General features: G+C 60.8%; 23 protein-coding genes. 7 read left to right on the top strand and 16 right to left on the bottom strand.

All coding sequences use genetic code 11. The annotated features are described in order from the left end of the window. Positions 1–135 precede the first annotated feature (135 nt). Entirely contained in the window at positions 136–2,001 is a 1,866-nt protein-coding gene (locus AC2GXZ_RS00115) for an adenine deaminase (RefSeq protein WP_483757091.1), read from the top strand. Positions 2,002–2,025: 24 nt separating this feature from the next. On the opposite strand, the gene AC2GXZ_RS00110 is transcribed toward AC2GXZ_RS00115, so the two are convergent. Continuing rightward, a complete protein-coding gene (locus AC2GXZ_RS00110) occupies positions 2,026–2,916 on the bottom strand; it encodes a LysR family transcriptional regulator (RefSeq protein WP_483757090.1) in 891 nt (296 codons plus the stop codon). Between the two features lie 159 nt (positions 2,917–3,075). Here AC2GXZ_RS00110 and AC2GXZ_RS00105 point away from each other — a divergent pair, with 159 nt between their 5' ends. Together AC2GXZ_RS00105 and AC2GXZ_RS00100 are read left to right on the top strand one after the other, a co-directional pair. Then, positions 3,076–4,065: an aldo/keto reductase gene (locus AC2GXZ_RS00105; RefSeq protein ID WP_483757089.1), complete on the top strand. Its 990-nt coding sequence runs from the start codon at positions 3,076–3,078 to the stop codon at positions 4,063–4,065. Positions 4,066–4,294: 229 nt separating this feature from the next. Continuing rightward, complete coding sequence (locus AC2GXZ_RS00100; RefSeq protein ID WP_483757088.1) at positions 4,295–5,503, top strand: (R)-mandelonitrile lyase; 1,209 nt, start codon at positions 4,295–4,297, stop codon at positions 5,501–5,503. A gap of 65 nt (positions 5,504–5,568) precedes the next feature. On the opposite strand, the gene glpK is transcribed toward AC2GXZ_RS00100, so the two are convergent. The 10 genes from glpK to AC2GXZ_RS00050 form a co-directional block, all read right to left on the bottom strand. Next, a complete protein-coding gene (gene glpK / locus AC2GXZ_RS00095; RefSeq protein ID WP_483757087.1) occupies positions 5,569–7,059 on the bottom strand; it encodes a glycerol kinase GlpK in 1,491 nt (496 codons plus the stop codon). A gap of 84 nt (positions 7,060–7,143) precedes the next feature. After that, entirely contained in the window at positions 7,144–8,865 is a 1,722-nt protein-coding gene (locus AC2GXZ_RS00090) for an ABC transporter substrate-binding protein (protein ID WP_483757086.1), read from the bottom strand. Between the two features lie 98 nt (positions 8,866–8,963). Further along, positions 8,964–9,245, bottom strand: coding sequence for a DUF2160 domain-containing protein (locus tag AC2GXZ_RS00085; protein ID WP_483757085.1), 282 nt, complete (start codon positions 9,243–9,245; stop codon positions 8,964–8,966). Positions 9,246–9,261: 16 nt separating this feature from the next. Then, the gene (locus AC2GXZ_RS00080) at positions 9,262–10,092 is read right to left on the bottom strand and encodes a carbohydrate ABC transporter permease (RefSeq protein WP_139678177.1); all 831 of its coding nucleotides are present in this window, start codon (positions 10,090–10,092) and stop codon (positions 9,262–9,264) included. A 10-nt stretch (positions 10,093–10,102) separates the two neighbouring features. Then, complete coding sequence (locus AC2GXZ_RS00075) at positions 10,103–10,972, bottom strand: carbohydrate ABC transporter permease (RefSeq protein WP_483757084.1); 870 nt, start codon at positions 10,970–10,972, stop codon at positions 10,103–10,105. A 2-nt stretch (positions 10,973–10,974) separates the two neighbouring features. Continuing rightward, the gene (locus AC2GXZ_RS00070) at positions 10,975–12,060 is read right to left on the bottom strand and encodes an ABC transporter ATP-binding protein (protein ID WP_483757083.1); all 1,086 of its coding nucleotides are present in this window, start codon (positions 12,058–12,060) and stop codon (positions 10,975–10,977) included. 10 nt (positions 12,061–12,070) lie between these two features. Then, positions 12,071–13,156: an ABC transporter ATP-binding protein gene (locus tag AC2GXZ_RS00065; RefSeq protein ID WP_483757082.1), complete on the bottom strand. Its 1,086-nt coding sequence runs from the start codon at positions 13,154–13,156 to the stop codon at positions 12,071–12,073. Positions 13,157–13,207: 51 nt separating this feature from the next. After that, positions 13,208–14,719, bottom strand: coding sequence for a glycerol-3-phosphate dehydrogenase (glpD, locus tag AC2GXZ_RS00060; protein WP_483757081.1), 1,512 nt, complete (start codon positions 14,717–14,719; stop codon positions 13,208–13,210). A 126-nt stretch (positions 14,720–14,845) separates the two neighbouring features. Further along, positions 14,846–15,607: a DeoR/GlpR family DNA-binding transcription regulator gene (locus AC2GXZ_RS00055; protein ID WP_483757080.1), complete on the bottom strand. Its 762-nt coding sequence runs from the start codon at positions 15,605–15,607 to the stop codon at positions 14,846–14,848. Positions 15,608–15,783: 176 nt separating this feature from the next. Then, positions 15,784–16,569 carry an alpha/beta fold hydrolase gene (locus AC2GXZ_RS00050; RefSeq protein ID WP_483757079.1) on the bottom strand — a complete coding sequence of 262 codons (786 nt, stop codon included), beginning with the start codon at positions 16,567–16,569 and terminating at the stop codon, positions 15,784–15,786. A 169-nt stretch (positions 16,570–16,738) separates the two neighbouring features. Between AC2GXZ_RS00050 and AC2GXZ_RS00045 the strand changes: the two genes are divergently transcribed. The 3 genes from AC2GXZ_RS00045 to btsR all read left to right on the top strand — a co-directional run bounded on the left by AC2GXZ_RS00045 (position 16,739) and on the right by btsR (position 18,836). Continuing rightward, positions 16,739–17,326 (top strand): sigma-70 family RNA polymerase sigma factor, encoded by a 588-nt coding sequence (locus AC2GXZ_RS00045; protein WP_483757078.1) that lies wholly within the window; start codon positions 16,739–16,741, stop codon positions 17,324–17,326. Next, positions 17,320–17,955, top strand: coding sequence for a DUF1109 domain-containing protein (locus tag AC2GXZ_RS00040; RefSeq protein ID WP_483757077.1), 636 nt, complete (start codon positions 17,320–17,322; stop codon positions 17,953–17,955). The genes AC2GXZ_RS00045 and AC2GXZ_RS00040 overlap by 7 nt, the downstream gene beginning before the upstream one ends. Positions 17,956–18,119: 164 nt before the next feature. After that, a complete protein-coding gene (btsR, locus tag AC2GXZ_RS00035; RefSeq protein ID WP_483757076.1) occupies positions 18,120–18,836 on the top strand; it encodes a two-component system response regulator BtsR in 717 nt (238 codons plus the stop codon). Between the two features lie 136 nt (positions 18,837–18,972). On the opposite strand, the gene AC2GXZ_RS00030 is transcribed toward btsR, so the two are convergent. The 3 genes from AC2GXZ_RS00030 to AC2GXZ_RS00020 form a co-directional block, all read right to left on the bottom strand. Continuing rightward, positions 18,973–20,784, bottom strand: a complete 1,812-nt coding sequence (locus AC2GXZ_RS00030) for a carbon starvation CstA family protein (RefSeq protein WP_483757075.1) — start codon at positions 20,782–20,784, stop codon at positions 18,973–18,975. Positions 20,785–20,935: 151 nt separating this feature from the next. Then, complete coding sequence (locus AC2GXZ_RS00025) at positions 20,936–22,765, bottom strand: LytS/YhcK type 5TM receptor domain-containing protein (RefSeq protein ID WP_483757074.1); 1,830 nt, start codon at positions 22,763–22,765, stop codon at positions 20,936–20,938. A gap of 14 nt (positions 22,766–22,779) precedes the next feature. Further along, the gene (locus AC2GXZ_RS00020; protein ID WP_483757073.1) at positions 22,780–22,974 is read right to left on the bottom strand and encodes a hypothetical protein; all 195 of its coding nucleotides are present in this window, start codon (positions 22,972–22,974) and stop codon (positions 22,780–22,782) included. Between the two features lie 381 nt (positions 22,975–23,355). On the opposite strand from AC2GXZ_RS00020, the gene AC2GXZ_RS00015 reads away from it, so the two are divergent. After that, positions 23,356–23,559, top strand: a complete 204-nt coding sequence (locus tag AC2GXZ_RS00015; protein WP_483757072.1) for a cold-shock protein — start codon at positions 23,356–23,358, stop codon at positions 23,557–23,559. A 416-nt stretch (positions 23,560–23,975) separates the two neighbouring features. Here AC2GXZ_RS00015 and gfa read toward each other — a convergent pair whose 3' ends face one another. After that, positions 23,976–24,557: an S-(hydroxymethyl)glutathione synthase gene (gene gfa / locus AC2GXZ_RS00010; RefSeq protein ID WP_483757071.1), complete on the bottom strand. Its 582-nt coding sequence runs from the start codon at positions 24,555–24,557 to the stop codon at positions 23,976–23,978. A 129-nt stretch (positions 24,558–24,686) separates the two neighbouring features. Beyond that, a partial coding sequence (locus AC2GXZ_RS00005; RefSeq protein ID WP_483757070.1) for a zinc-binding dehydrogenase occupies positions 24,687–25,309 on the bottom strand: 623 nt, incomplete at its 5' end.

Raw genomic sequence — 25,309 nt, 5'->3', positions numbered from 1 at the left:
ATGCAGCAGCCTGCTCCCATGTACCGCGCCGCACAAGCCGTCCTAGGACCATTCGAATGCCGGACGGTTGACGGGCCTGCGGCACCGGCTATCACTGCAGCCTCGCAAATAGCGAAATACGATGCAGGGAAGATCATGCCGGCGACAATCGAAGACATCACCATCGACGCCGAGAACGAAATCAGGATCCGCCAGCGCCTGACACTTGTCGCATTGGGCAAGGAGAAGGCAGATGTAGCGCTCAGGGTCGGCCGGTTGCTGGACGTCGCCACACGCACCTGGGCGGACGATCAGGAAATCGTCATCAAGGATCGCCGCATCGCCTATGTCGGCCGCGCCGGCAGCTATCCAGGCGAGGTTGAACACCGCGTCCACGAGCCGGGTCTTTCGGCCGTCCCGGGCCTCGGCGAAGTCCACAAGCATATCGAGAGCTCTCATCTGACGCCGGAATGGGAAGCAGCCCTCGTCCTGCCGCGTGGCAACACATGGACCTGCGAGGCGAGCCACGAATTTTCCAACGTCAATGGTGCCAGGACACTGGAATTCTGGTTGAAGGCGCGTGAAGCCGGCTCGCCGCTGAAGATCTTCCCCCTGCCCGGCTCCGCCGTGCCGCCGACCGCTTATGAACATGGCGGCGGTTATCTCGGTTACGACGAGCAGAAGGCCTTTCTGCAACAGAGCCTGATGACCGCCGGCCTCGACGAGGTGATGGACTGGCCGGCCGTCTGGAACCCGCAAAACCCCTCGCACGACCGGCTCTGGGGCATGATCCGCGCCACGTTCGAAAAGCGCGCCGTGGTCGAGGGCCATGCCGCCGGCATTCGCGACCTGCCTTCGATCAACGCCTTTGCCGCCGCAGGCCTTGCGTCCGATCACGAGGCATGGACGATCGAGGAATTCTGGGACAAGCTTACCCATGGCCTGTTCATGGAGCTTCGCCCGCACAGCCTGCCGGAGGTCATCAAGGGCCTGCTGCAGCGCGGCCTGTCGGACTGGTCGCAGATTGCGCTGACGACCGACGACCGCTCCGCCTCAGATACGCTGAAACTCGGCGCCACCGACTATAATGTCCGCCTTGCGATCGAGGCGGGCCTTGCGCCGGAAATCGCCATCCAGTGCGTCACAATCAACCCTGCCCGCCACATGCGCCTCACCCCTTGGGTTGGCTCGATAGCCCCCGGCCGTTATGCCGATATCGTGCTTCTCTCGGATATCGAAAAATTCGAGATCGCCAAGGTCTGGGCCGACGGAAAACAGGTTTCCGACGGTAAGACCTACCTGCCCGACGTGCCGAGGATCGACTGGCCGGATTGGGCGACGAAGACCATCAATATCGGCCGCGAGCTCACCGCCGAGGACTTCGCCATCAAGGCCGAGCCCAGCCGCGATACGATGACGGCTGCGGTCCTGCGTCCCTTCCACTGGACCGACGATTTCCTCACCTTCGATCTGCCGGTGAAAGATGGTCTCGTCCAGCGCGACGAGAGCCGCAACATCACCAAATTTTCGGTCGTCGACCGTTTTTCCGGCAATGCCGCCGTGTCGAAAATGTTCTGGCTCGGCTGCGGTCCGGCAACGCCGGAGACGGCGCTGGCCTGCTCCATGGCGCATGACAAGCATAATATCTGGTGCGTCGGTTCCTCCGACGAGGCCATGGCGAAAGCGGTCAACGCGGTGGCCGGCATCGATGGCGGCTGGGCGCTGGTGCGCCAGGGCGAGGTCGTTGCCCGTGTGCGCTACGAAGTCGCCGGCCTGATGAGCTGCCGCTCGGCGCAAGACCTGCATGAGGAGATGCAGGCGCTTTATGCCGAGGGCGAAAAGGTCGACTGGATGTATGAACCGAGCTTCCACCCCCGCTGGTTTCCGGGCTTCCCCGAACGCCTGGCCTTTGCCACGCTCACCTGTGCCCCCTGGCGCTGGGTGCTCGTCGCCCCGAGCGATCACGCACCGCAGGGCCTCGTTAATGTCGAGACCGGCGCCACTCATCCGGTGGTTTTCTAGCCATATCGGCCGGATCGCCCCGGTTTACCGATAGCGTAGCGCATCCACCAGAAGCGCGAAGGCCGGAGAGGCAAGCCGGCGGCTCGGATAATAGAGATGGTAACCCGGAAACGGTGCGCACCAGTCTTGAAGCACCTGGACCAGGCGGCCCTGTTCGACCAGCGGGCCGAGATGGTCGTCGGGCAGACAGGTCAGACCCCGCCCGTCCAGCGCGGCATCGATGATCATCGGCACGTCGTTGCAGACGAATTGACCTTCGACACGCACGTTGAGCGGCCGCCCGTCCTGTTCGAATTCCCATGCATAAAGCCCTCCAAGCGTCGGAAGCCGAAGATTGATGCAATTGTGCTGGGTTAGTTCGTGGGGCGTCACGGGTTTGGGATTGCGGGCGAAATAGTCCGGCGAACCGGCCACCATCATCCGCAGTTCCGGCCCGATCCGCACAGCGATCATGTCCTTCTCGATGCTTTCGCCGAGACGGACCCCCGCATCATAACGTTCGCCGACGAGATCCACGAACCGTTGGTCTACGGAGATTTCCACATTGATGTCCGAATATTCCGCCATCAGCCGTTTGACGGCCGGCATCAGGATACTTTCGGCAGCATGGCGGCTGGAGGTTATGCGGATCGTGCCGCCCGGCCTTTTCCGCATCGCGCTCAGCGCATCGATACGGCCGCGGATATCGTTGAAGGCGGGGCGCAGCGTCTCCATCAGCTGTTCGCCGGCTTCCGTCGGCACGACATTGCGCGTCGTGCGCGTCAGAAGCCGCACACCCATGCGCTCTTCGACCCGCCGCACCGTATGGCTGAGCGACGATTGCGACGTGCCGAGTTGTGCGGCGGCCCGGGTAAAGCTCCGCTCTTCCGCAACTATCAAAAAGGCGGCAAGGTCGCCCAGTTCATCCCGCTTCATTCATGAATCCACAGCATAGGTTCATGCACCGCTTAGCATCTAATCGCATGGGCCTGCTAGGTCTAAATCTCTCCCCACGACGAGTTGATCGCCCGGTGACCCCGGTTGCGATCGATTGGCGCGACCTGCGCTCCGCCGCCAGAGCGAATGGAGAAAGACATGAAAAAGCGAATTCTCGGAAAATCCGGACTTGAAGTATCGGCACTCGGCTTCGGCTGCATGGGGCTCGATTTCGGTTATGCTGCCAAGGTCAGCAAAGCGGACGGCATCACGTTGATCCGCCAGGCGGTCGATCGCGGCGTCACCCTCTTCGATACCGCGGAAGTCTACGGCCCCTTCACCAATGAAGAGATGGTCGGCGAAGCGCTGAAGCCGGTGCGCGATCAGGTGGTGATCGCGACCAAGTTCGGCTTTAACTATGTCGATGGCAAGCAGGCGGGCCTCAACAGCCGGCCGGACAATATCAAGAAAGTGGCCGACGAAAGCCTGAAGCGGCTCGGCACCGACGTGATCGACCTGTTCTACCAGCATCGCGTCGATCCGAGCGTGCCGATCGAAGACGTTGCCGGCGCCGTGAAGGATTTGATCGCGGCCGGCAAAGTGCGGCATCTCGGCCTGTCCGAACCGGGCGCACAGACTGTCCGTCGTGCCCATGCCGTTCAGCCGGTCACCACGCTGCAGAACGAATATTCGCTCTGGACCCGCGGCGTGGAAACCAACGGCATTCTCGATACCTGCGAGGAACTTGGCATCGGCCTCGTTCCCTACAGCCCGCTCGGCAAGGGTTTCCTCACCGGCGCGATGGGCAAGGATACCAAGCTCGGCGAAGGCGATTTCCGCGCCATCCTGCCGCGCTTCACCCCGGAAGCAATGGAAAAGAACCAGGCACTTGTCGACCTTCTGAAAGAGATCGCAGCGCAAAAGGGCGGCACGCCCGCCCAGATCGCGCTCGCCTGGCTGCTCGCCCAGAAGCCCTGGATCGCGCCCATCCCCGGCACGACCAAGCTGCATCGCCTCGAGGAAAACCTCGCATCGGTGGATGTCGAGCTCTCCGCAGCCGATCTGGCCGGGATCGAGAAAGCCGCGGCCGCGATCCGGATCGAGGGCGAGCGTTACCCCGAGCAACTGCTCAAGACCACCGGCCTCTGAGCCACGGGCCTCACTCCGGAACACAGGATCAGGACGATCTGCGGGGGCGTTATTGCCCTCGCAGGCCAATTGACGACCTGTCGTCAGCGCGGGTGATCAGGCCATTCATGAAAGCCGCGCATAGGCTCAATCGGTTTCGGCCATCTAATTCCAGCCTGCGGAAATCCCATTTCAGCGGATAGATGCGGGCAATCTGTCCGAATTTACCGAGCCACAAGAGGAACATCCGATGAAAAACATTGCCGCAAGCATCGCCATCTCCACGCTCGCAGCGACTGGTGTCGACGCCCAGGAGGAACGGCGCCGTGTTGCCCCGCCGGCGGTTTATGAGGTCGCACCCGGCCTCGGCCATTTCACCGATGGTGTCCTCTTCGGTGAGGTCTGGGAACGGGCGGAACTGAAGCCGCGTGACCGCAGCCTGGTCACCGTCTCGGCGATCGTTGCGACCGGCAAGACCGCGCAGATCGGCGGCCATACCCGCCGCGCCCTTGACAATGGCGTCAAGCCGGAAGAGATCGGCGAACTGATCACCCAGCTCGCCTTCTATACCGGCTGGCCGAATGCGATTTCCGCCGTGGCAGAGGTCAAGAAAGTCTTCGATGAACGCAGCATCGCCCCGTTCGAAAGCAGCAATGCGGCGAAGATCGAGCTTGAGGCGGCAGCCGAGGCGGCACGGACCGCGACCGTCAATGCCGCTGTCGCGCCGACCGCCGCAGCGCTGGCCGACCTCACCAACCGTGTCCTGTTCGGCGATCTGTGGCAGCGGCCGGACCTGTCTGCCCGCGACCGCAGCCTCGTCACCATGACCGCGCTGATCGCCATCGGCCAGCCGGAACAGCTGCCCTTCCACGCCAACCGGGCGATGGACAACGGCCTCACCCCGCAGGAAGCATCCGAAGTCGTCACCCATATAGCCTTTTACGCCGGCTGGCCGCGCTCTATGTCTGCCGTGCCGGTGCTCAAAAAAGTCTTCGAGACACGGGCGGCCGCCGCATCCCAAACCAAGACAACACAGGAAACACCCATGGATATCCAGGTCACCCGCGCAAATGCCGCCCCGGCTCCGGGCCCGGCCGACTATTTCACCGGCGAAGTTCAGGTCGCCGGACGGTATGCCGGCAATGAACCGGCCCGCATCAGCGGCGCAACAGTCTCCTTTACCGCCGGCGCCCGCACCGCCTGGCACACCCACCCGCTCGGCCAGACGCTGTTCATTGTCTCCGGCAAGGGCTGGGTACAGAAGGAAGGCGGTCCGATCGAAACCGTCGCACCGGGCGACGTCGTCTGGATCCCGCCGCATGTCAAACACTGGCACGGCGCCTCCGCCACCGAAGCGATGAGCCATTTCGCCGTCGCCGAAGCCGAAAACGGCAGCGTCGTCACCTGGATGGAAAAGGTGTCCGACGAGGATTACGGCCAAGGCGCCAAGATCGACTGATCAGAGCGGGAATTCGCTCGATTTTGAAGTGAGGCGGACCGAGTGGTTCGCCTCATCGATACCACTTATCGCGACAGGCAGCGGGACACGCTGTCCTTCCAGCCTTCGATCGCCGCCTTCCGTTCTTCGTTTTCCATTTCCGGCTCGAAACGCTTGTCGCGCTTCCAGCGGGCGGAAAAGCCTTTGGCATCCGGCCACACACCGGCCTTCCAGCCGGCAAGCCAGGCGGCGCCGAGCGCCGTCGTCTCCAACAGCGCCGGGCGGTCGACGGGCGCGGCGAGAATGTCCGACAGCCGCTGCATCGTCCAGTTGGAAGCAACCATGCCGCCATCGACCCGCAGCACGGTCGTCGCCCCATGCCCCGTCCAGTCCTTTTTCATCGCCTCAAGCAGGTCATGCGTCTGGTAGGCGACGCTTTCGAGTGCCGCACGGGCAAATTCCGCCGGGCCGCTGCTGCGGGTCAGTCCGAAGATCGCACCTCGCGCCTCGGCATCCCAATAGGGCGCGCCGAGCCCGGTAAAGGCCGGCACCATGTAGATCCGTTGGCTTGGATCCGCCTGCCGCGCCAGAGTGCCCACTTCCGACGCCACCTTGATGAAACCGAGTTCGTCTCGCAGCCACTGCACCGCGGCACCGGCAATGAAGATCGAACCTTCCAGCGCATAGGTCGTGACCCCATCCAGCCGATAGGCAATTGTCGTCAACAACCGGTTGGAAGAGGTAACCCGGTCGGTCCCGGTATTGAGCAGCGCGAAACATCCCGTGCCATAAGTGGATTTCAGCATGCCGGCCTCGAAACAGGCGTTGCCGATCACCGCCGCCTGCTGATCGCCTGCAACGCCCAGGATCGGAATCTCGAAGCCGAAAATGCCGGCATCGGTCACGCCGAATTCAGCGGCACAATCCTTCACCTCCGGCAACATTGCCCGCGGGATGTCGAGAATGCCAAGCAGCTCCTCGTCCCAGTCATTCTCGCCGATATTGTAGATCAGCGTACGCGAGGCATTGGTGGCATCGGTCACATGCGCCCGGCCACCGGTGAGCTTGTAGATCAGCCAGCTGTCGACCGTGCCGAAACACACCTCGGCCCGTTCGGCGCGGGCGCGGAGGCCGTCGATATTGGACAGCAGCCAGGAAAGTTTCGTGCCGGAAAAATACGGGTCGAGCAGCAGCCCGGTCTTTTCGGTGAATGTCGCCTCCAGCCCCCGCCCCTTCAACTCCTCGCAAATCCCAGATGTGCGCCGGTCCTGCCAGACGATCGCCCGATGGAGCGGCTCGCCGGTCTGGCGGTCCCAGATGACCACCGTCTCGCGCTGGTTGGTAATGCCGATCGCGGCCAGATCACCGGCCGAAATACCCGCCTTTTCGACGGCCGTCCGTGCGGTCGACAGCACGCTCTGCCAGATCTCCTCCGCATCATGTTCAACCCAGCCGGAGGCTGGAAAGAACTGGGTAAACTCCTGCTGGCCGAAACCCGCAATCGCCATATCGGCATCAAACACGATCGCCCGGCTCGAAGTCGTTCCCTGGTCGATGGCAAGGATATGGCCACTCATGCTCTGCGTTTCCTGATAATACGATCGGATAAGAAACCGGGGCGCATTACACGCCCCGGCGAGGTTCATATAGGTGAGAACGGCCTACTTCTGCCAGCTCTTGACCAGTTCGTCATAATTGACGGTGATCGGCTTTTCCTTCTCGTTGGCGATCTTCAGCTGCGGCGCCAGATTGCCCTTGGAGACGGCATCCTTGTTCCAGTATTCCAGATCGTGCTCCTCGGCGAGTTTCGGGCCCCTTTCCTTCTGGACACCGGCGCGTTCAAGACGCTGAAGCACCTTTTCCTGCTCGGCGCACAACGAATCCATCGCTGCCTGCGCAGTCTTGGCACCCGAAGACGCATCGCCGATCGCCTGCCACCACAGCTGTGCCAGTTTCGGATAATCCGGAATGTTGGTGCCTGTCGGCGACCATTGTACGCGGGCCGGCGAGCGATAGAACTCGATCAAACCGCCGAGCTTTGGCGCACGATCCGTAAAGCTCTTGTGATTGATCGAGCTGTCGCGGATCAGCGTCAGGCCGACATGGCTCTTTTTCACGTCCACCGTCTTCGACACGACGAACTGCGCGTAAAGCCATGCTGCCTTGGCGCGGTCGTCGGGCGTGGATTTGAGCAACGTCCAGGAGCCGACGTCCTGATAACCGAGCTTCATGCCGTCCTTCCAGTAGACGCCATGCGGGCTTGGTGCGAAACGCCATTTCGGCGTGCCGTCGTCATTGACCACCGGCAAGCCTTTCTTGACGAAATCGGCGGTAAAGGCCGTGTAGGTGAACATCTGCTGGGCGACCTCACCCTGCCCCGGAACCGGACCGGATTCGGAGAAGTTCATGCCGTTGGCTGCCGGCGGTGCATAGGCTTTCATCCAGTCCAGGTATTTCTGGATCGAATAGACCGCAGCCGGACCATTGGTATCACCGCCACGCGCGACACAGGAACCGACCGGCTGGGACTTTTCATTGACCTTGATGCCCCATTCGTCGACCGGCAGACCGTTCGGCAGGCCCTTGTCACCATTGCCGGCCATCGAAAGCCACGCATCGGTGAACCGCCATCCGAGCGACGGGTCCTTTTTGCCATAGTCCATATGGCCGAACACCTTCTTGCCGTTCACTTCGCGGCCGGTGAAGAACTCGGCGATATCCTCATAGGCCGACCAGTTGACCGGCACGCCGAGATCGTAGCCATACTTGGCCTTGAAATCGGCCTTGTTCTTGGCGTCGCTGAACCAGTCGTACCGGAACCAGTAGAGGTTGGCGAACTGCTGGTCAGGCAGCTGGTAAAGCTCGCCATCCGGCGCGGTGGTGAATTTCAGCCCGATGAAGTCTTTCAGGTCAAGGTCTGGATTGGTGACATCCTTGCCCTCGTTCGCCATCCACTTGGTCAGCGAACGGGCCTGCTGGTAACGCCAATGGGTGCCGATCAGGTCCGAGTCGTTGACATAGGCGTCATAGACGTTTTCGCCCGACTGCATCTGTGTCTGCAGCTTTTCGACGACGTCGCCTTCGCCGATCAGGTCATGGGTGATCTTGATGCCGGTAATGGCGGTAAACGCCTTGGCCAGCGTCTTCGATTCATATTCATGCGTCGTCAGCGTTTCGGAAACCACCTTGATATCCATGCCGGCAAACGGTTTTGCCGCATCGATGAACCACTGCATTTCCTTTTCCTGCTCGGCGCGGGAAAGAGACGACATGTCGCCGATTTCCGCATCGAGGAACTTCTTGGCGGCCGCCATGTCGGCATGGGCCGCACCCGTCATTACCAGCAGCATCACTGCCGTCGTTGTCATAAGATGCCGTCGCATATCTAGTCCTCCCGGTTGATGCGATTGCAGTTCACTTGAACTTCTGAAATTCAAGCCTTGGCAGCCGGACCTCCTCCCGCTGCCGTATCGTCTTGGCCTTAGACGAAACGGAATACGCCGATCGCGTAAACCACCGACAAGGCCAGAGCCCACCACAGGCTGGAGCCTCCAAGACCCAGCCATGCGAGATTGATGAAAGCGGAACCGAGCAGCGACACGAACAGGCGGTCGCCCCGCGTCGTCTCGAACCGCAAGATGCCGACGCGCGGGCTGCCGCCCGGCGAAAAATATTCCCACACGCCCATGCCGGCGATCAGCATGAAGATGACGATGAAGAACAGGGCCGTCGGCGGCGTCCAGGCCATCCACGAGAAGTTCATGGTATCCCTCCCCTTGTTAAACGCGGCCGAGGGCAAAGCCCTTGGCGATGTAGTTGCGGACGAAATAGATGACGAGCGCCCCGGGAATGATGGTCAGCACACCGGCCGCAGCCAGCACGCCCCAATCCATGCCGGAGGCCGAGACCGTCCGCGTCATCGTTGCGGCGATCGGCTTGGCATCCGTCGTCGTCAAAGTGCGGGCGATCAGAAGTTCGACCCACGAGAACATGAAGCAGAAGAAGGCAGCGACCCCGATGCCCGACGCGATCAGCGGCATAAAGATCTTCACGAAGAAGCGCGGGAAGGAATAACCGTCGATATAGGCCGTCTCGTCGATTTCTTTCGGCACGCCCGACATGAAACCTTCGAGGATCCACACCGCCAGCGGCACGTTGAACAGGCAATGGGCGATGGCAACCGCAATATGCGTGTCGATCAGCCCGAAGGCCGAATAGAGCTGGAAGAACGGCAGCGCGAAGACGGCCGGCGGCGCCATGCGGTTGGTCAGCAGCCAGAAGAACAGGTGTTTGTCGCCCAGGAACCGGTAGCGCGAGAAGGCATAGGCGGCCGGCAGCGCCGCCGAAACCGAGATCACCGTGTTCATCACCACATAGATGATCGAGTTGATATAGCCGTTATACCAGGACGGATCGGTGAAGATCACCATGTAGTTGCGAAACGTCGGATTGGTCGGCCACAGCGTCAGCGGCCCTAAAATCTCGCCATTGGTCTTGAAGCTCATGTTGACGAGCCAGTAGATCGGCAGCGCCAGGAAGAGGATATAGACCACCGGGATCAGGAAACCGAGGCGGGAGCCGGAACTGTTGTTGACGGGTCTGTTGTTCATCGCGCGCTCCTCAACCCTGCTCGGCATCGCTCTGCGTCATGACGGTGTAGAACACCCATGACAGCAGAAGGATGATCAGGAAGTAGATGATCGACATGGCCGCCGCCGGCCCGAGGTCGAACTGCCCGACCGCCATCTTGACGAGATCGATCGACAGGAAAGTGGTCGAGCTGCCCGGCCCGCCGCCTGTGACGACGAAGGGTTCGGTATAGATCATGAAACTGTCCATGAACCGCAAAAGCACGGCGATCAGAAGCACCCGCTTCATCTTCGGCAGCTGGATATAACGAAACACCGAAAACCGCGAGGCGCCGTCGATGCGCGCCGCCTGGTAATAGGCGTCGGGGATCGACACGAGGCCGGCATAGCAGAGCAGCACGACAAGGCTCGTCCAGTGCCAGACATCCATGACGATGACCGTCGCCCAAGCCGCCGTCGGGTCCTGCGTGTAATTGTAATGCACCCCGAGCGAGTTCAGCACGTAACCGAGCAGGCCGATATCGACGCGGCCGAACACCTGCCAGATCGTGCCGACGACATTCCACGGAATGAGCAGAGGCAGCGCCATCAGCACAAGGCAAAGCGGCACGCCGATTCCGTGTTTCGGCATGTTGAGCGCAATCACGATGCCGAGCGGCACTTCGATGGCGAGGATCACCGCGGAGAAAACGAGATTGCGCCACAGCGCATCCCAGAACCGTGGTGAGGTAAGCGTCTGGGTGAACCAGTCGGTGCCGGCCCAGAAGAACTCGTTGTTTCCAAACGTGTCCTGCACCGAATAATTCACCACCGTCATCAGCGGAATGACGGCGGAAAAGGCGACCAGCACCAGAACCGGCAGAACCAGAAACCAGGCCTTGTTATTCCAGGTCTTTTCCATGGTCAGCCCTCCTGCCTTGCGGTTTCCGTCTTGGCCCGCCAGCTATCGACAAAAATGCCGATCGCACTTTTCTCGAACGACACTTTCGCATCTGTCGGTATCTCGTCATCCTCGGCAAGCACGATCGAAAGCGGCTGGCCGCAGAATGTGGCGCGGACGATCTTCTGCCGGCCGATATCCTCCACCTTGGTGATCGTCACCGGCATGCCCTCGCGCCCGAGCCGGACGAATTCCGGCCGGATCCCGAGCTCGATCCGCCCGCCAACCTTCACCGCCGGAGCGCCGCTCAAGCTTATCGTCTGGTCGCCGACACGGGCACTTGCCCCGTCGATCGCGGCCGGCATCAGGTTCATCCCCGGCGAACCGATGAAATACCCAACGAATGTATGGCTTGGCCGTTCGAACAGTTCCGCCGGCGTGCCGATCTGCACGATCTGCCCGTCATGCATGACGACAACCTTGTCGGCAAAGGTCAAAGCCTCGGTCTGGTCATGGGTGACATAGACCATGGTAAAGCGAGACTGCCGGTGCAGCCGTTTCAGCTGCGACCGCAGCACCCATTTCATATGCGGATCGATAACCGTCAGCGGTTCGTCGAACAGGATGGCGTTGACATTGGCCCGCACCAGCCCGCGCCCGAGCGAGATCTTCTGCTTCTGGTCGGCCGTCAGCCTTTGCGCGCGGCGTTTCGCCATGCCGGCGAGATCGGTCATTTCGAGGATCTCGTTGACCCGCTTTTCGACCTCGGCCTCCGGCACCTTCCGGTTTCGAAGCGGAAAGGCGAGATTGTCGAACACCGTCATCGTGTCGTAGACGACCGGGAACTGGAACACCTGCGCAATATTGCGCTCCTCGGTCGAAAGCTGCGTGACATCCTTTCCATCGAACAGGATGCGCCCGTCGGAGGGCTGCAGCAGGCCGGAAATGATGTTGAGCAGCGTGGTTTTTCCGCAGCCGGAAGGCCCCAGCAGCGCATAGGCGCCGCCATCCTCCCATTCGTGATGCACTTCCTTCAGCGCATAATCGCCGGCGGCCTTGGCCTTGTCGTTATAGGCGTGGCGGATATGTTCGAGCGAAATACGTGCCATGCCGTCCTCCTTACGCCGCGGCCGGCAATGCGGCGACGAGCGCCTTGCCGGTCTGTTGGTCGAAAGCCATCAGGTGACGGCTGTCGAGATGCACCTCGATCTGCCGGTCCTGTTCGATGTCGTGAATGCCATGCGCCAGCATCACCCAGCGCCGCCCGGCAAAATCGAGATGGATGAAGCTTTCCGAACCGGCGATCTCCGACACCAGCGTGCGGGCCTTGAGCGGCACCGTATGGCCGTTGGCGGCATGGAGAAACAGGTGATGCGGCTGGAAGGCGAGCGTCACCGGCCCGTCGGTTATCACCGACAGATGCGCCGGCACCGGCATGACCGGCTCTCCGTCGAGCAGGAAATTATTGCCCGAACGTATGAGCGCGATCGTGTTGAGCGGCGGATCGGCAAAGATCTCCGCGGTCACCAGATCGGCAGGTCGGCGATAGACATCCACCGTCCGGCCGAACTGCGTCACGGCCCCTTCGTTCAGCGTTGCGGTATTGCCGCCAAGCAGCAAAGCCTCGGAGGGTTCGGTCGTCGCGTACACGAAGATCGCACCCGACGCGGCAAAGATCTTCGGCAATTCCTCGCGCAATTCCTCGCGCAGCTTGTAATCGAGATTGGCGAGCGGCTCGTCGAGCAGAACGAGATTGGCATTCTTGACGATCGCCCGCGCCAGCGCCGTGCGCTGCTGCTGGCCGCCGGACAGATTGAGCGGCGTACGATCGAGATAAGGTGTCAGCCGCAGAAGCTCGGCGGCCTTTTTCACCTCGCGGTCGATCGTGGCTTTGTCCTTGCCGGCAATCCGCATCGGCGAGGCGATATTCTCGTAGACCGAAAGCGCCGGGTAATTGATGAACTGCTGGTACACCATCGCAACATTGCGCTTCTGCACCGGCACATTGGTCACGTCGGCGCCGTCGAAATGCACCGACCCTTCGGTCGGTTTGTCGAGACCGGCCATCAGCCGCATCAGCGATGTCTTGCCGGCGAGCGTCGGCCCGAGCAGGACATTCAGCGTTCCCCGCTTTAATGTCAGGTCGGTCGGGCGAATGTGATATTCGCCGGCCACCGTCTTCGACACGTTGCGCAATTCCAGCATATGGACCTCGGGCCTCCCAACCCTTGGTTACAAGCGGTGATATCGTGGGCCTCAGGCGGCCCGGCGAACTCCCGCCATGTACTCCTCCAGACCTGCGGCCTCCTCGGCCGTCAGGAACAACCCCTGTTTGGTCCGGCGCCACAGCACATCCTCAGCCGTGCGCGCCCATTCCCTGTCGATCAGAAAGCGGACTTCCGCCTCGTAAAGCGTTCCGCCGAAAAACCGTCCAAGACCCTCCGCAGTCCTGGCATCTCCCAGCATCCCCTTCGCATCCGTGCCGTAACAGCGGATCAGCCGCGCCGCATGGCGCGATGTGAGAAACGGATAGGCTGAGACCAGCCGCCGTTCTTCTTCCAACGCCCCCGTCACCGGGAAATCGCCGCCCGGAAGCCGGCTTTTGGCCGTCCACGGACCGCCTTTGGTGCCGATCGCCTCGCCGATCTTTTCCAGCGCATGTTCTGCAAGCCGCCGATAGGTGGTCAGCTTGCCGCCGAAAACGTTGAGCAGCGGCGCGCCATCGGCCTCATCGACCTTCAGCACATAGTCGCGCGTCGCTTCCTGCGCCTTCGATGCACCATCGTCATAGAGCGGGCGCACAGCCGAATAGGTCCAGACGATATCGTCGGCCTTGACCGGTTCGGCAAAATATTCGCTCGCCGCCTTGCACAGATACTGGATTTCCTCCGGGCTGATCTTAACGTCCTTAGGATCGCCCGGATAGTCGCGATCGGTCGTGCCGATCAGGGTAAAATCCTGCTCGTAAGGGATGGCGAAAAAGATCCGGTTGTCCGGGTTCTGGAAGAAGTAGGCTCGTTTGTCCTCGAACTTCTTCCTCACGATGATATGGCTGCCCTGCACCAGGCGGACATTGTGAACATTGTTGCGGCCGATCGCACCGGCCAGAACCTGATCGACCCATGGCCCGCCGGCATTGACCAGCATGCGCGCCTTGTGGGCGGTGGTCACGCCGGACGCCTCGTCGCGCACCTCGACCAGCCACAACCCGTTTTCGCGCCGCGCCGAAACAACTTTCGCGCGGCTGAGGATCGTTGCACCCTTGTTGGCCGCATCGCGGGCATTCAGCACCACCATGCGGGCATCGTCCACCCAGCCGTCCGAATATTCGAACGCCTTGCCGAAGACGGGCTTCAGCGGCTTTCCGGCCGGATCGGTCTTCAGGTTGAGCGTCTTCGTCGCCGGCAGAAGCTTGCGACCGCCGAGATTGTCGTAAAGGAACAGGCCAAGCCGGATCAGCCAGGCCGGACGCACGCCGCCCTTCTGGAAAGGCAGCACGAAGCGCAGCGGCCAGATCACATGCGGCGCCATCGCCCACAGGATCTCGCGTTCCATCAGCGCCTCGCGCACCAGCCGGAATTCATAATGTTCGAGATAGCGCAATCCGCCGTGGATCAGCTTGGTGGCGCCGGAAGACGTGCCGGAGGCGAAATCGTTCATTTCAGCAAGTGCGACCGAATAACCCCGGCCCGCCGCGTCGCGCGCAATGCCGCATCCGTTGATGCCGCCGCCAATCACGAAGAGATCGAAAACCGTATCGCCTGCCATTGCCCCACCGATGACTTGAGCTTTCGCATTGCACAAAATTACGCAGTTGCGAAACCGATGTAAGTCTAATGTGAAAGAAAAACGAATGTCAAATGAAGATTGACAGAAAGCAAGAATGAGGTGGCTTCAACCGGTCTCGACCAGCCGAACCTCGCTTGCAGCACAGATTTTACGGATCTCCGCAGACGGACAGCGATCCGTAATGAACGTGTGCACCTGCGAGATATGCCCCATGCGAACCGGTGCAGTGCGCTCGAATTTCGACGCGTCGGACACGAGGATGACATGCCGCGCATTGGCGATGATCGCCTGGGCCACCTTGACCTCGCGAAAATCGAAGTCGAGCAACGCCCCGTCCGCATCGATCGCCGACACGCCGATCACCGCATAATCGACCTTGAACTGGCGGATGAAATCGACCGCCGCCTCCCCGACGATACCGCCATCGGATCCGCGCACGACGCCACCGGCGATCACCACCTCGATCGACGGGAAAACCCGCAAACGGTTGGCAACATTGATATTATTGGTGATCACCATCAATTCGCGATGATCGACCAGCGCTTCACCGACCGCTTCCGTCGTCGTGCCGATATTGATGAACAGCGAGGAATTGTCGGGAATGATCTCGGCCGCCGCCCGGCCGATCGCCTGTTTTTCGGCCGCCGCCATCGAGCGCCGCGCCTCGTATTTGACATTCTCGTTGCCACTCGGAAACACGGCCCCGCCATGGATGCGGTTCAGCGCCTTGGCATCGCAGAGATCGTTGAGATCTTTCCGGATCGTCTGCGGCGTGACCTGGAAATGGCTGGCGAGATCTTCCACCAGCACCCGCCCCTGGCTTTTGGCGAGCGCCAGGATCTCTTCCTGCCGGCTGGATAGATGCATTACTCCCCCCGATTTTCGTTTTTCATCATTCTAGGCAAAAACGAAAATGCGGCAAGGCATTTCGAAATGGGGTTCAGCCACGCGATCCTGCAAGGCGCAATTTGCCAAACGGAACAATACCGGCGCCGGCTTCCCTGCGCTGGCATCGCCGCCGGCGCAAGGACGGGTCGATCATGCTATTTGACGGGCTTCATCCCGACCGCCTCAAGGATCAGGTTTGCGACCTGCCTCGGCTTCGACACCAGCGAGACGTGGCTGGCATCGAGTTCGATCGTATGCGCATTCATCCGCTTGGCCATGAACCGTTCGAGATCGGGATTGATGGTCCGATCCTCCTTCGACACGGCATAGAAGCTCGGCTTGGAATGCCAGGCGGCCTCGGTCGTCTTCGACGCAAACAGCGTATCGGAAATCCGGCCCTGGACGGCATAGAGTTCCCTGGCCTTCGTCTTCGGCACGTCGCCGGCAAAGTCCTTGAGGAAAGCGTCTTCGCTGAGCTGCGCAAAGCCTCCGGAATGGACAAGCCCTTTGCTCGCAGGCGGCGCCGGATATGTGCCGGCAAGCGCCGTATAGTCCTCGCCCGCATCCGGACCGCGCGCCGCGATATAGACGAGTGATGAGACTTTCGGATCCGTACCCGTCTGGCTGATCACCATGCCGCCATAGGAATGAGCAACCAGAACGGTCGGGCCGTCCTGCAGCGCCAGAATGCGCTTGGTGGCGTCAACGTCGTCCTGAAACGAGGTCAGCGGGTTCTGCACGGCGGTGACATGAAGGCCAGCCTTCTGCAAGAGCGGGATCACCTCCGCCCAGCTTGATCCGTCGGCATAGGCGCCATGCACGAGGACGACGTTCTTTGCCTTGACGATGGTCGGTTCGGCAGCGAATGCGGCGCTGGCCGGGCCGGCTAGCAAGACGGCTGCCATCGATACGGCCTTGAGGGTCTGACGAAGAGTGCTCATCACGATAGTCCTTTCTGTGATGGTTGGGAGATCTTTGCTCCACTTGCTCTGTTCGAAGCCACAGTCGGTTTCGCAACATCCTCACGCCAACGTGAGAGGCGGGACCAGAAAATCGAAAATCGGAAGACCTGTCTTTAACGAACGCCCTGTCGCGAACGAACGAAGCAACATGGACAGCAGGGAAGACATATGGTCGGCCGCCATGCGGGCTGAACGTTTGGGCGATAACGGCGCCTATGAACGGCTGCTGCGCGAACTGGCGAGCGTGCTGCGTGGCATGATCGCAAGGCGCGGCGGCCATGCCGGCCTCGGCGCGCAGGAAATCGAGGATGTCGTCCAGGAAGTCCTGATCGGTGTCCACACGATGCGCCGTCGCTGGGATGCGACCAAACCATTCATGCCCTGGCTGCATGCGATCGTCCGTTACAAGCTGACGGATGCGGTGCGCCGCAGGATACGGGAACACCGGCGTTTCGTTGATCTGTCATCCGAGGAATGGGAGCTGATCACCGCCGATCCGGGCCGCTCCTTCGGACTTCTCGACATGCAGGTGGAACAGGCGCTGACGCAATTGCCGCACGGTCAGCGCAAGGTGGTGGAGGCAATCGCCATCGAAGGTGCCACAGTGCGCCAGACGGCTTCCGAGATGAAGACCAGCGAAGGCGCCATCCGCGTCACCCTGCACCGCGCCCTGAAAAAGCTGTCGGCACTCGCCGGCGATGGTGACCGGGACACCGAAAGCGAGGCCGCATGGTAGGGACGGAAGACATCATCCGAAAGCTTGCCGATGAAGCGGGAAAAGCCCAGCCTGACGATGGACATCTGGTCAACGCTTTGCTGGCGCGCTGTGCCCTAGCGCTTTTGCTTGCAGCGGTCTTTGTCCTCTTGTTTTTCGGTTCGGATATCAATCTGGCCGCAGTGCTCAGATCACCGGCCTTCTATTACAAGGTCGCGGCCATGGCGCTTCTGTCGTGCTGCGCCTTCGCGCTTGTCGTCCATCACGGCACCCCCGGTTCGAAGAGCTTTTCGGGCCGCATTCTGGCGGCGGCAACCATCATTTTCGCCATCGCCGTCGTGGTCGACTGGGGCGCCTATCCCTTCCTCGGACGCTCCGGCGCTTCGGTGCCGATCTGCCTTGCGGCGATCATCGCCGCATCCATGCCGCCGCTTTACCTGATCCTCCGCGGGATGAAGCGTGCAGTGGTGACCGAACCCGCCACCGCGGGCAGTGCAGTCGGCTTTCTGGCCGGCACGCTTGGCGCCATGGCCTATGCCTTTGCCTGCAAGAATGACGGCGCGCTGTTCGTTGTCATCTGGTATGGCGCAGCCATCGTCATCGTCAGCATCCTCGGCCGTTTTGCCGGCAGGCGTTATCTCCACTGGTAAAGCCTGCCGGCAGCCAAAGCCTTCTGGCAACCACCGGCCGCACATCCTTGATCTGCCGCAAGGTCAATCTTTCGGTCTCCGGCTAGGACGATGGATACGACATTCCATCCAAGGCGCGGTCGTGCATGGAATATGTCGCGCCAACGGCTGGATGACTGAGGCGAATGAGAGCTCTGATCGTAGACGATGAGATCCTGGCGCGTGACGAGCTGAAATCGCTGCTCGAAGACGAGAGTGATATCGAGATCATCGGCGAATGCGCCAATGCCATCGAAGGCATCGCCGCCATCAACCGCCTGTCGCCGAATGTGATGTTCCTCGATATCCAGATGCCGCAGGTCAGCGGCCTGGAAATGCTGCAGATGATCGATCCCGACAGGATGCCGCGTATCGTCTTCCTGACCGCCTATGAGGAATATGCCCTGCAGGCCTTCGAGGAAAACGCCTTCGATTATCTGCTGAAACCGATTCAGGAAGAACGGCTACAGAAGACATTGGCAAGGCTGCGCAAGATGAAGTCGGGCCAGCCGGAAAAACTGCTCGATGCCGCACCACCGCTTCGCCATATCCCCTGCACCGGCATCAACCGGATCCGGCTGATGAAGCTGGAAGAGGTCGAGGCGATCTTTTCCCGCCCCGGCGGCATCTATGTGCTCGGCAATGACGGACACGAACACTTTACCGAGCTGACGCTGCGCACCCTGGAAGAGCGTACCAAGCTGATCCGTTGCCACCGCCAGTACATGGTCAATGCCGAGCACATCAAGGATATCGCGCTTGCCGACAATGGCGCCGCCAATATCCTCACCCTCGGTGGACGCTCCATTCCGGTCAGCCGTCGTTTTCTCGGCCCGCTGAAGGAACAGCTCGGAATTCTCTGAACCAAACCGCAAATCGATTGCCGGTCCAAACTGCGCAGCAGCTCGTCGCGCAACGTTTCGCCTTTGAAATTCGAACGGGGTGCATGTGGTTTTCACATGCACCCCGTTCCGGCTCGGGAGGATTAGGGAGAGCCGTTTATTCGGCCGGCGTGCCGAGATATTTCTCGGTGCGTCCGGCTCTGTTGACGCGAAGCATGTCCTTCCACTTGAAGATCGCGGTGACGAGGATGATCACACCCAGCACCATCATGATCATCGAAAGCACGGCATTGACCGGATTGTAGCCCTTGGCCGCTTCGTTGAGATAGACATTGGCGATCATCCAGTAACCCGCATAGTTCACGGTCACGAACAGATAGGCGAGCGGGATGAGGCAGGTCAGCACATAGATCCGCTTGGCCGACAGCCGCAGAATGATCGTCGCACCGATCGTCAGGCCGAGCGATGCCATCATCTGGTTCGACACGCCGAACAGGGCCCAGACCGAGTTGATATCGCCCGAATTGAGCAGATAACCCCAGAGCAGGCAGGCAACCACGCTGGCAAAGATCGATCCCGGCAGCCAGTTGATCTTCTTCATCGGCGCATAGAGGTCGCCGAGGATATCCTGGATCAGATAGCGGGCGACACGGGTTCCGGAATCGATCGCAGTCAGGATGAAGACGGCTTCGAACATGATGACGAACTGGAAGAAATAGGCGGCAAGCGTTTTGAACCAGGGAATGCTGGTGAAGATCTCGGTCATGCCGACGGCAAGCGTCACGGCACCGCCGGTGCGGCCGGCAAGGTCCATGCCGATCGCCTGTTCAAGCCGCGGCAGGTCGGAAACCGTCATGCCCAGTTTGGCGAACACGTCCGGCGCAGCATTGATGGCGAAATAGTCGGCCATCGGCAATGCGGTGGCGGCGATCAGGGCGAGAATGGCAACGAGGCACTCGACCAGCATCATGCCGAAGGCAACCGGGCGGATGTCGCTCCACTTGTCGACGAGCTTCGGCGTCGTCCCGGAGCCGATAAAGGCATGGAAGCCGGAGATCGCGCCGCAGGCGATGGTGATCGAGATGAACGGCCAGACCGGGCCGGCAAGCACCGGGCCGCCGCCATGGATGAACTCGGTCAGGGCCGGCATCTTGATTTCGGGATTGATGATGACGACGCCGACGACGAGAGCGGCGAACACGCCGATCTTCAGGAAGCTCGACAGATAACCGCGCGGCGTCAAAAGCAGCCAGACCGGCAGTGCGCTGGCCAGGAAGGCATAGATCGGCAGCATGATGCCGAGCGTGTTGTAATGATAGGTGAACCATTCGCCGAGCGCCGATTCCTGCACATAGGGACCGGCAAACACGGCGGCGAGAATGGCGGCAAGCCCGACATAGGTGCCGATCTTGCCATTGCCGCCCATCTTTTCGTAGAGGCCGACAGCCATGGCGATCGGAATGGTCATGAACACGGCGAACGTGCCCCAGGGGTTGCGTTCCAGCGCGTGCACCACGACCATCGAAAGGCCGGCCATGGTGATCGTGATAATGAACAGCATGGCAAGACCGGTGCACCAGCCGGCGACCGGCCCGAGTTCCGCCTTGGCCACCTCCGACAGCGACGATCCCTTGTGCTTCATCGATGCGAAGAGCACGACCGTATCATGCACCGCACCGCCGATGACGCAGCCGACAAGCAGCCAGATCAGGCCGGGCAGATAACCGTATTGCGCAGCCAGGACCGGGCCGACCAGCGGACCGGCAGCGGCGATGGCCGCAAAATGCTGGCCGGCATTCACCCATTTTTTGGTCGGCACGTAATTGCGGCCGTCCGCAAGGGTATGGGACGGGGTGATTTCAGCGTCATTGATGCCGAGCACCTTGCGGACAAAGAAGATACCGTAGAAGCGGTAGCAGATTGCAAGAATGCAGGCGGACCCGATGACGATCGACAAAGCATTGATCATGATACGTCCTCCTTATGGAATGACGTCAGGCTACATGCACGCAGGATAAGTGGGAGTGGCTGTTTCGGTCAGCGGCACCATCGCGCCGTGAGCGGCAGGGAATGAGACCCGAGCGGCGGCCGACAAGGCGAGATACCGTCCAAGGACGGGTTTACTCCGCCGTCGACCAGAAGCGGGCAACCCTTGACCGGCCGCGGAATACCGCCCGGCCATGCATTTCGCCATCATGCGGAAGATGATGATGCGCGTGATCATGATTATGGCCATGCGGCGCATTATCACCATGATCCTGCACGTTCTCGCCCGTCGGCAGCCGCAGCCGCACGGTGGTGAACACATCCGGCTCCCATTGCACGTCTATGCCATAGGCATCGCCGAAATGCCCCTTGGTGCGGCGGTCGACGATGCTCATGCCGAGCCCGCCATCGATGGGCGGTTTGCGAACATAAAGGCCGGCATTGTCCGTAACCGAGATCAGCAGATCGCCGCCATCAGACCTCGCCGAAATGGTGATCCGGCCTTCGTCGATCAGCTGCGACGTGCCATGCTTGATGGCATTCTCCACCAGCGGCTGCAGCGAAAATGCCGGCAGATGCACCTGCGCAAGGTCTTCCGGCACATCGATCTCGACCTGCAGCCGGTCGCGGAACCGTGCCTTTTCGATCTGCAGATAGGCGTTGACGTGTTCGATCTCGTCGGAAAGCGTGACGATATCATTGGTCCGCTTGAGGTTTTTGCGAAAGAAGGTCGACAGGTTCTGCACGAGCTCACGCGCCTCGCCCGGATCGATACGGATGATCGCCGACAGCGTGTTGAGCGTATTGAACAGGAAATGCGGATTGACCTGCGCATGCAGCAGCTTGATCTCCGACTGAACCAGCATCTGCTTCTGCCGTTCGTATCGCCCGGCCAGGATCTGCGCCGACAACAGCCGCGCCACGCCTTCGCCAAGCGCACGGTTGAAGGTCGAGAACAGTTTCGACTTCGGCTCGTAAAGCTTGATCGTGCCGATGACGGTATTGTCCTCGCCTTTTAGCGGGATGACCAATGATGCGCTGAGCGGGCAATGCGGATCGATCGAACACCGGTAGCTCACCTCGTCGCCATCGGCATACATGACCTTGTTTTCGGCGATAGCCTCGAGAGTTTGCGCCGACGTGATCGCCCGGCCGGGCAGGTGATGGTCGGCGCCGATGCCAATAAAAGCGAGAATCTTCTCGCGATCGGTGATTGCAACCGCCCCGACATTGGCTTCCTCATAGAGAATGCGGGCGACCTTGGTGCTGTTTTCGGCATTGAAGCCGTTGCGCAACACACCTTCGGCCCGTTCGGCTATCTTCAGCGCCTTGCCGGAAAAGATCGTCGAATGGGTCTCGAACAGTTTGCGGCGGTCGCCGAGAATATTCATGAACATCGCCGCGCCGACCGTATTGGCGACCGTCATCGGCAGGACGATCGTTTCCACGACATGGGCGGAATCGACGAAGGGCCTTGCGACGATCAGGATGATCGACATCTGGACGATCTCGGCAACCAGCGTCACACCGGCGATCAGCGGCGGCCAGAACAGCAGATTGGTCTTGCGCCGGCGCAGGAGATAGCTGTGCACCAGCCCGCCGATCAGGCCTTCCGCCGTCGTCGCGATCGCGCAGGCAAGCGCGGTGAACCCGCCGAGCGAATAACGGTGAATGCCGCCGGTCAGGCCGACGGCGAGGCCCACCAGCGGCCCGCCGAGAATGCCGCCGAGCACCGCGCCGATCGCCCGCGTATTGGCGATCGCCTCATCGATATGCAGGCCGAAATAGGTTCCCATGATGCAGAACATCGAGAAGATCACGTAACAGGCAAGTTTTCGCGATGGCCTGACCGTCACCTGCATCAACGGCAGAAAGACCGGCGTCTTGCTGAACAGATAGGCGATGACGAGATAGACGCAGGTCTGCTGCAGCAAGCCGATGACAAGATCTGCCCATGCGAACATGATACCTCCCCAGCCTATCGTCGCCGGCGGATCAGGCGTTCGACGGCGATGCCGAGCCGATCGAGGCCGAAAAGCATGGCTGCCGCGATACCCGGCGGCACGCAGCAACTGCCGCGGGCCTCGCATTGGCGGGCGAAGCCCACAAACGAAGCCGGACCGCCATCATCGCTCGATGTCACCCTTTCGAGGGGATCCGGGTCTGATCTCATGTCTCGATCGCAGCCGCAGGCTTGTCCTTTGTTCATCCTCGACAAGCGTCACCGGATTGCCCGTCTGTGCATTGACCTGCCTCAATCGCGATGCCGGCTGAAATGTCTCCAGCCTTGCCGCTTCGGCCATCCGCCGGGGCGATCGCACCGGCGTGACAACGATGAAAACCCCTCGCCATCTGTCGCCACAACTTCGGGGCGAAACGTGGTCGACCACTTTCCTCACCCTCGGATCGGCTATAATCGCTGTCGGTCCGTTGCCTAAATACCTTGATCTGCTAAAGATTATGCAGCCGCCATCGACTTCTTGGTTGATGGAAAGCTCTTTGCGCTTTAGGTTCCCCCGGCAAATATAAACAACTACAGAGGAAATGCGTCTTCATGGCGACTGGTACTGTCAAATTCTTCAACGATGACAAAGGCTTCGGCTTCATCACTCCTGAAAACGGCGGACAGGACGTGTTCGTTCACGTATCCGCTCTGCAGAGCGGTGGCTCGCTGCGCGAAGGTGACAAGGTCAGCTTCGAAGTCGGTCAGGACCGCAAGACCGGAAAATCGAAGGCAGAAAACGTCTCGGTTCTCTAATTACGCCTTGAAGTTTAATCAGCCCGCCTCCGGCGGGCTGATTACATTGTTGAGACCAGCATTCGGACCGATGTGGAACGCAGGTTCGGGTGACGGAAGCGTGTGTGGTGATCCCGACTGGGGCATTGCATCGGTCGAAAAGCCCCGCGGCATCACCCTGCCGCCCGACGGCACCGCATCAGCCGCCCTCGCTTGCGAGAAGCCTGATGGCACGGACTTTCACACATTTCCGCATGGATTGATTTGCAGTCGTTGAGGCGGGCCGGTGTTTTATTTCCCGGACACGATCAGGCAAAACATGTGCGGCCGCAAGGCGCGGCGATCGCAGCTGCAAAAGCAGAAACCGACTGAACGTCACAGCGCGTTGCTGGCGCGCTGTGAATTGATGACGATGAAGGGAGAGACTTTTCTCTCGGTCAGCTCGGCAGGGCGCCCGATTTTTTGGCGACCCAGGTGGCAACATAGTCCATCAGGCCCGGTGACAGGCAATCATAGGGCTCGAGCCCCAATTCCTTCAGCCGCCCCCTGATGCCATCCATGCGGCTCGGATCGACACCCGACTCGATGATCGACGAAACGAAGGCCGCAAAACCGGGAGGTGCCCAGCCGGCCTCCCTGAAACGCTCGGGATGGATGAAATCCAGCCCCTTGAACGCATGGTCGCGTTCGACCGGCCCATACATGTGGACGCCGCATTGTTTGCAGGCATGTCGCTGGATGAGCGCGCTCGAATCGACGACTGCAAGCTTGTCGCCGTTTTCGAGCACCGTCACCTTGTCATGCGGCACGACGGCGACGACGGAAAAATCGGCGCCTTTCGGTTTCCAGCATTTTGTGCAGCCGCAGGCGTGGTTATAAGCCACCTGCCCCTCGATCTTCACCTTGACCGGCCTGTCCGTGCAATCGCAGACCAGCGTACCACCGGAAAAACCGGCACCTTCCGGTTTCAGCCCGCCATCCACTGCGGGATGGATCCGAATTTTAACTGCGCTATCCATCAAACTCTCCTCCACTTTTCCCGAGGTCCGTCCGGTCGCCGGCGGCTGCCTCACCTCCACTCTTGTCTCGCCGGTTCGCCGCCACGCCAGCAGCCGCTCCGGGCGATCGAGCCGTCCACCTCTCCCGCCTCAGTAAATCACCACGCCACGGATCGATTCACCCTTGTGCATCAGGTCGAAGCCCTTGTTGATGTCGTCGAGCGGCATGGTGTGGGTGATCATCGGATCGATCTGGATCTTGCCCTCCATGTACCAGTCGACGATCTTCGGCACGTCGGTGCGGCCACGCGCGCCACCGAAGGCGGTGCCCATCCAGTTGCGGCCGGTGACCAGCTGGAACGGACGGGTGGAGATTTCCTGGCCGGCACCGGCAACGCCGATGATCACCGACTTGCCCCAGCCGCGATGCGAGCATTCCAGCGCCTGGCGCATGACCTTGGTATTGCCGGTGCAGTCGAACGTATAATCCGCACCACCGATGAGATCGCCATGACGCTTCGTCAGGTTGACGAGATAAGGAACGATATCGCCCTCGACTTCCTTCGGATTGACGAAATGGGTCATGCCGAACTTTTCGCCCCAGGCCTTGCGGTCCGGGTTGATGTCGACGCCGATGATCATGTCGGCGCCGGCAAGCCGCAGGCCCTGCAAAACGTTGAGGCCGATGCCGCCCAGACCGAAGACGATCGCGGTCGCGCCGATCTCGACCTTGGCGGTGTTGATCACCGCGCCGATGCCGGTCGTCACGCCGC

Source organism: Aliirhizobium sp. YIM B11859 (assembly GCF_057163345.1).
The sequence above is the reverse complement of the archived record's forward strand: the minus strand, read 5'-3'. Positions and strand labels throughout refer to the sequence as shown.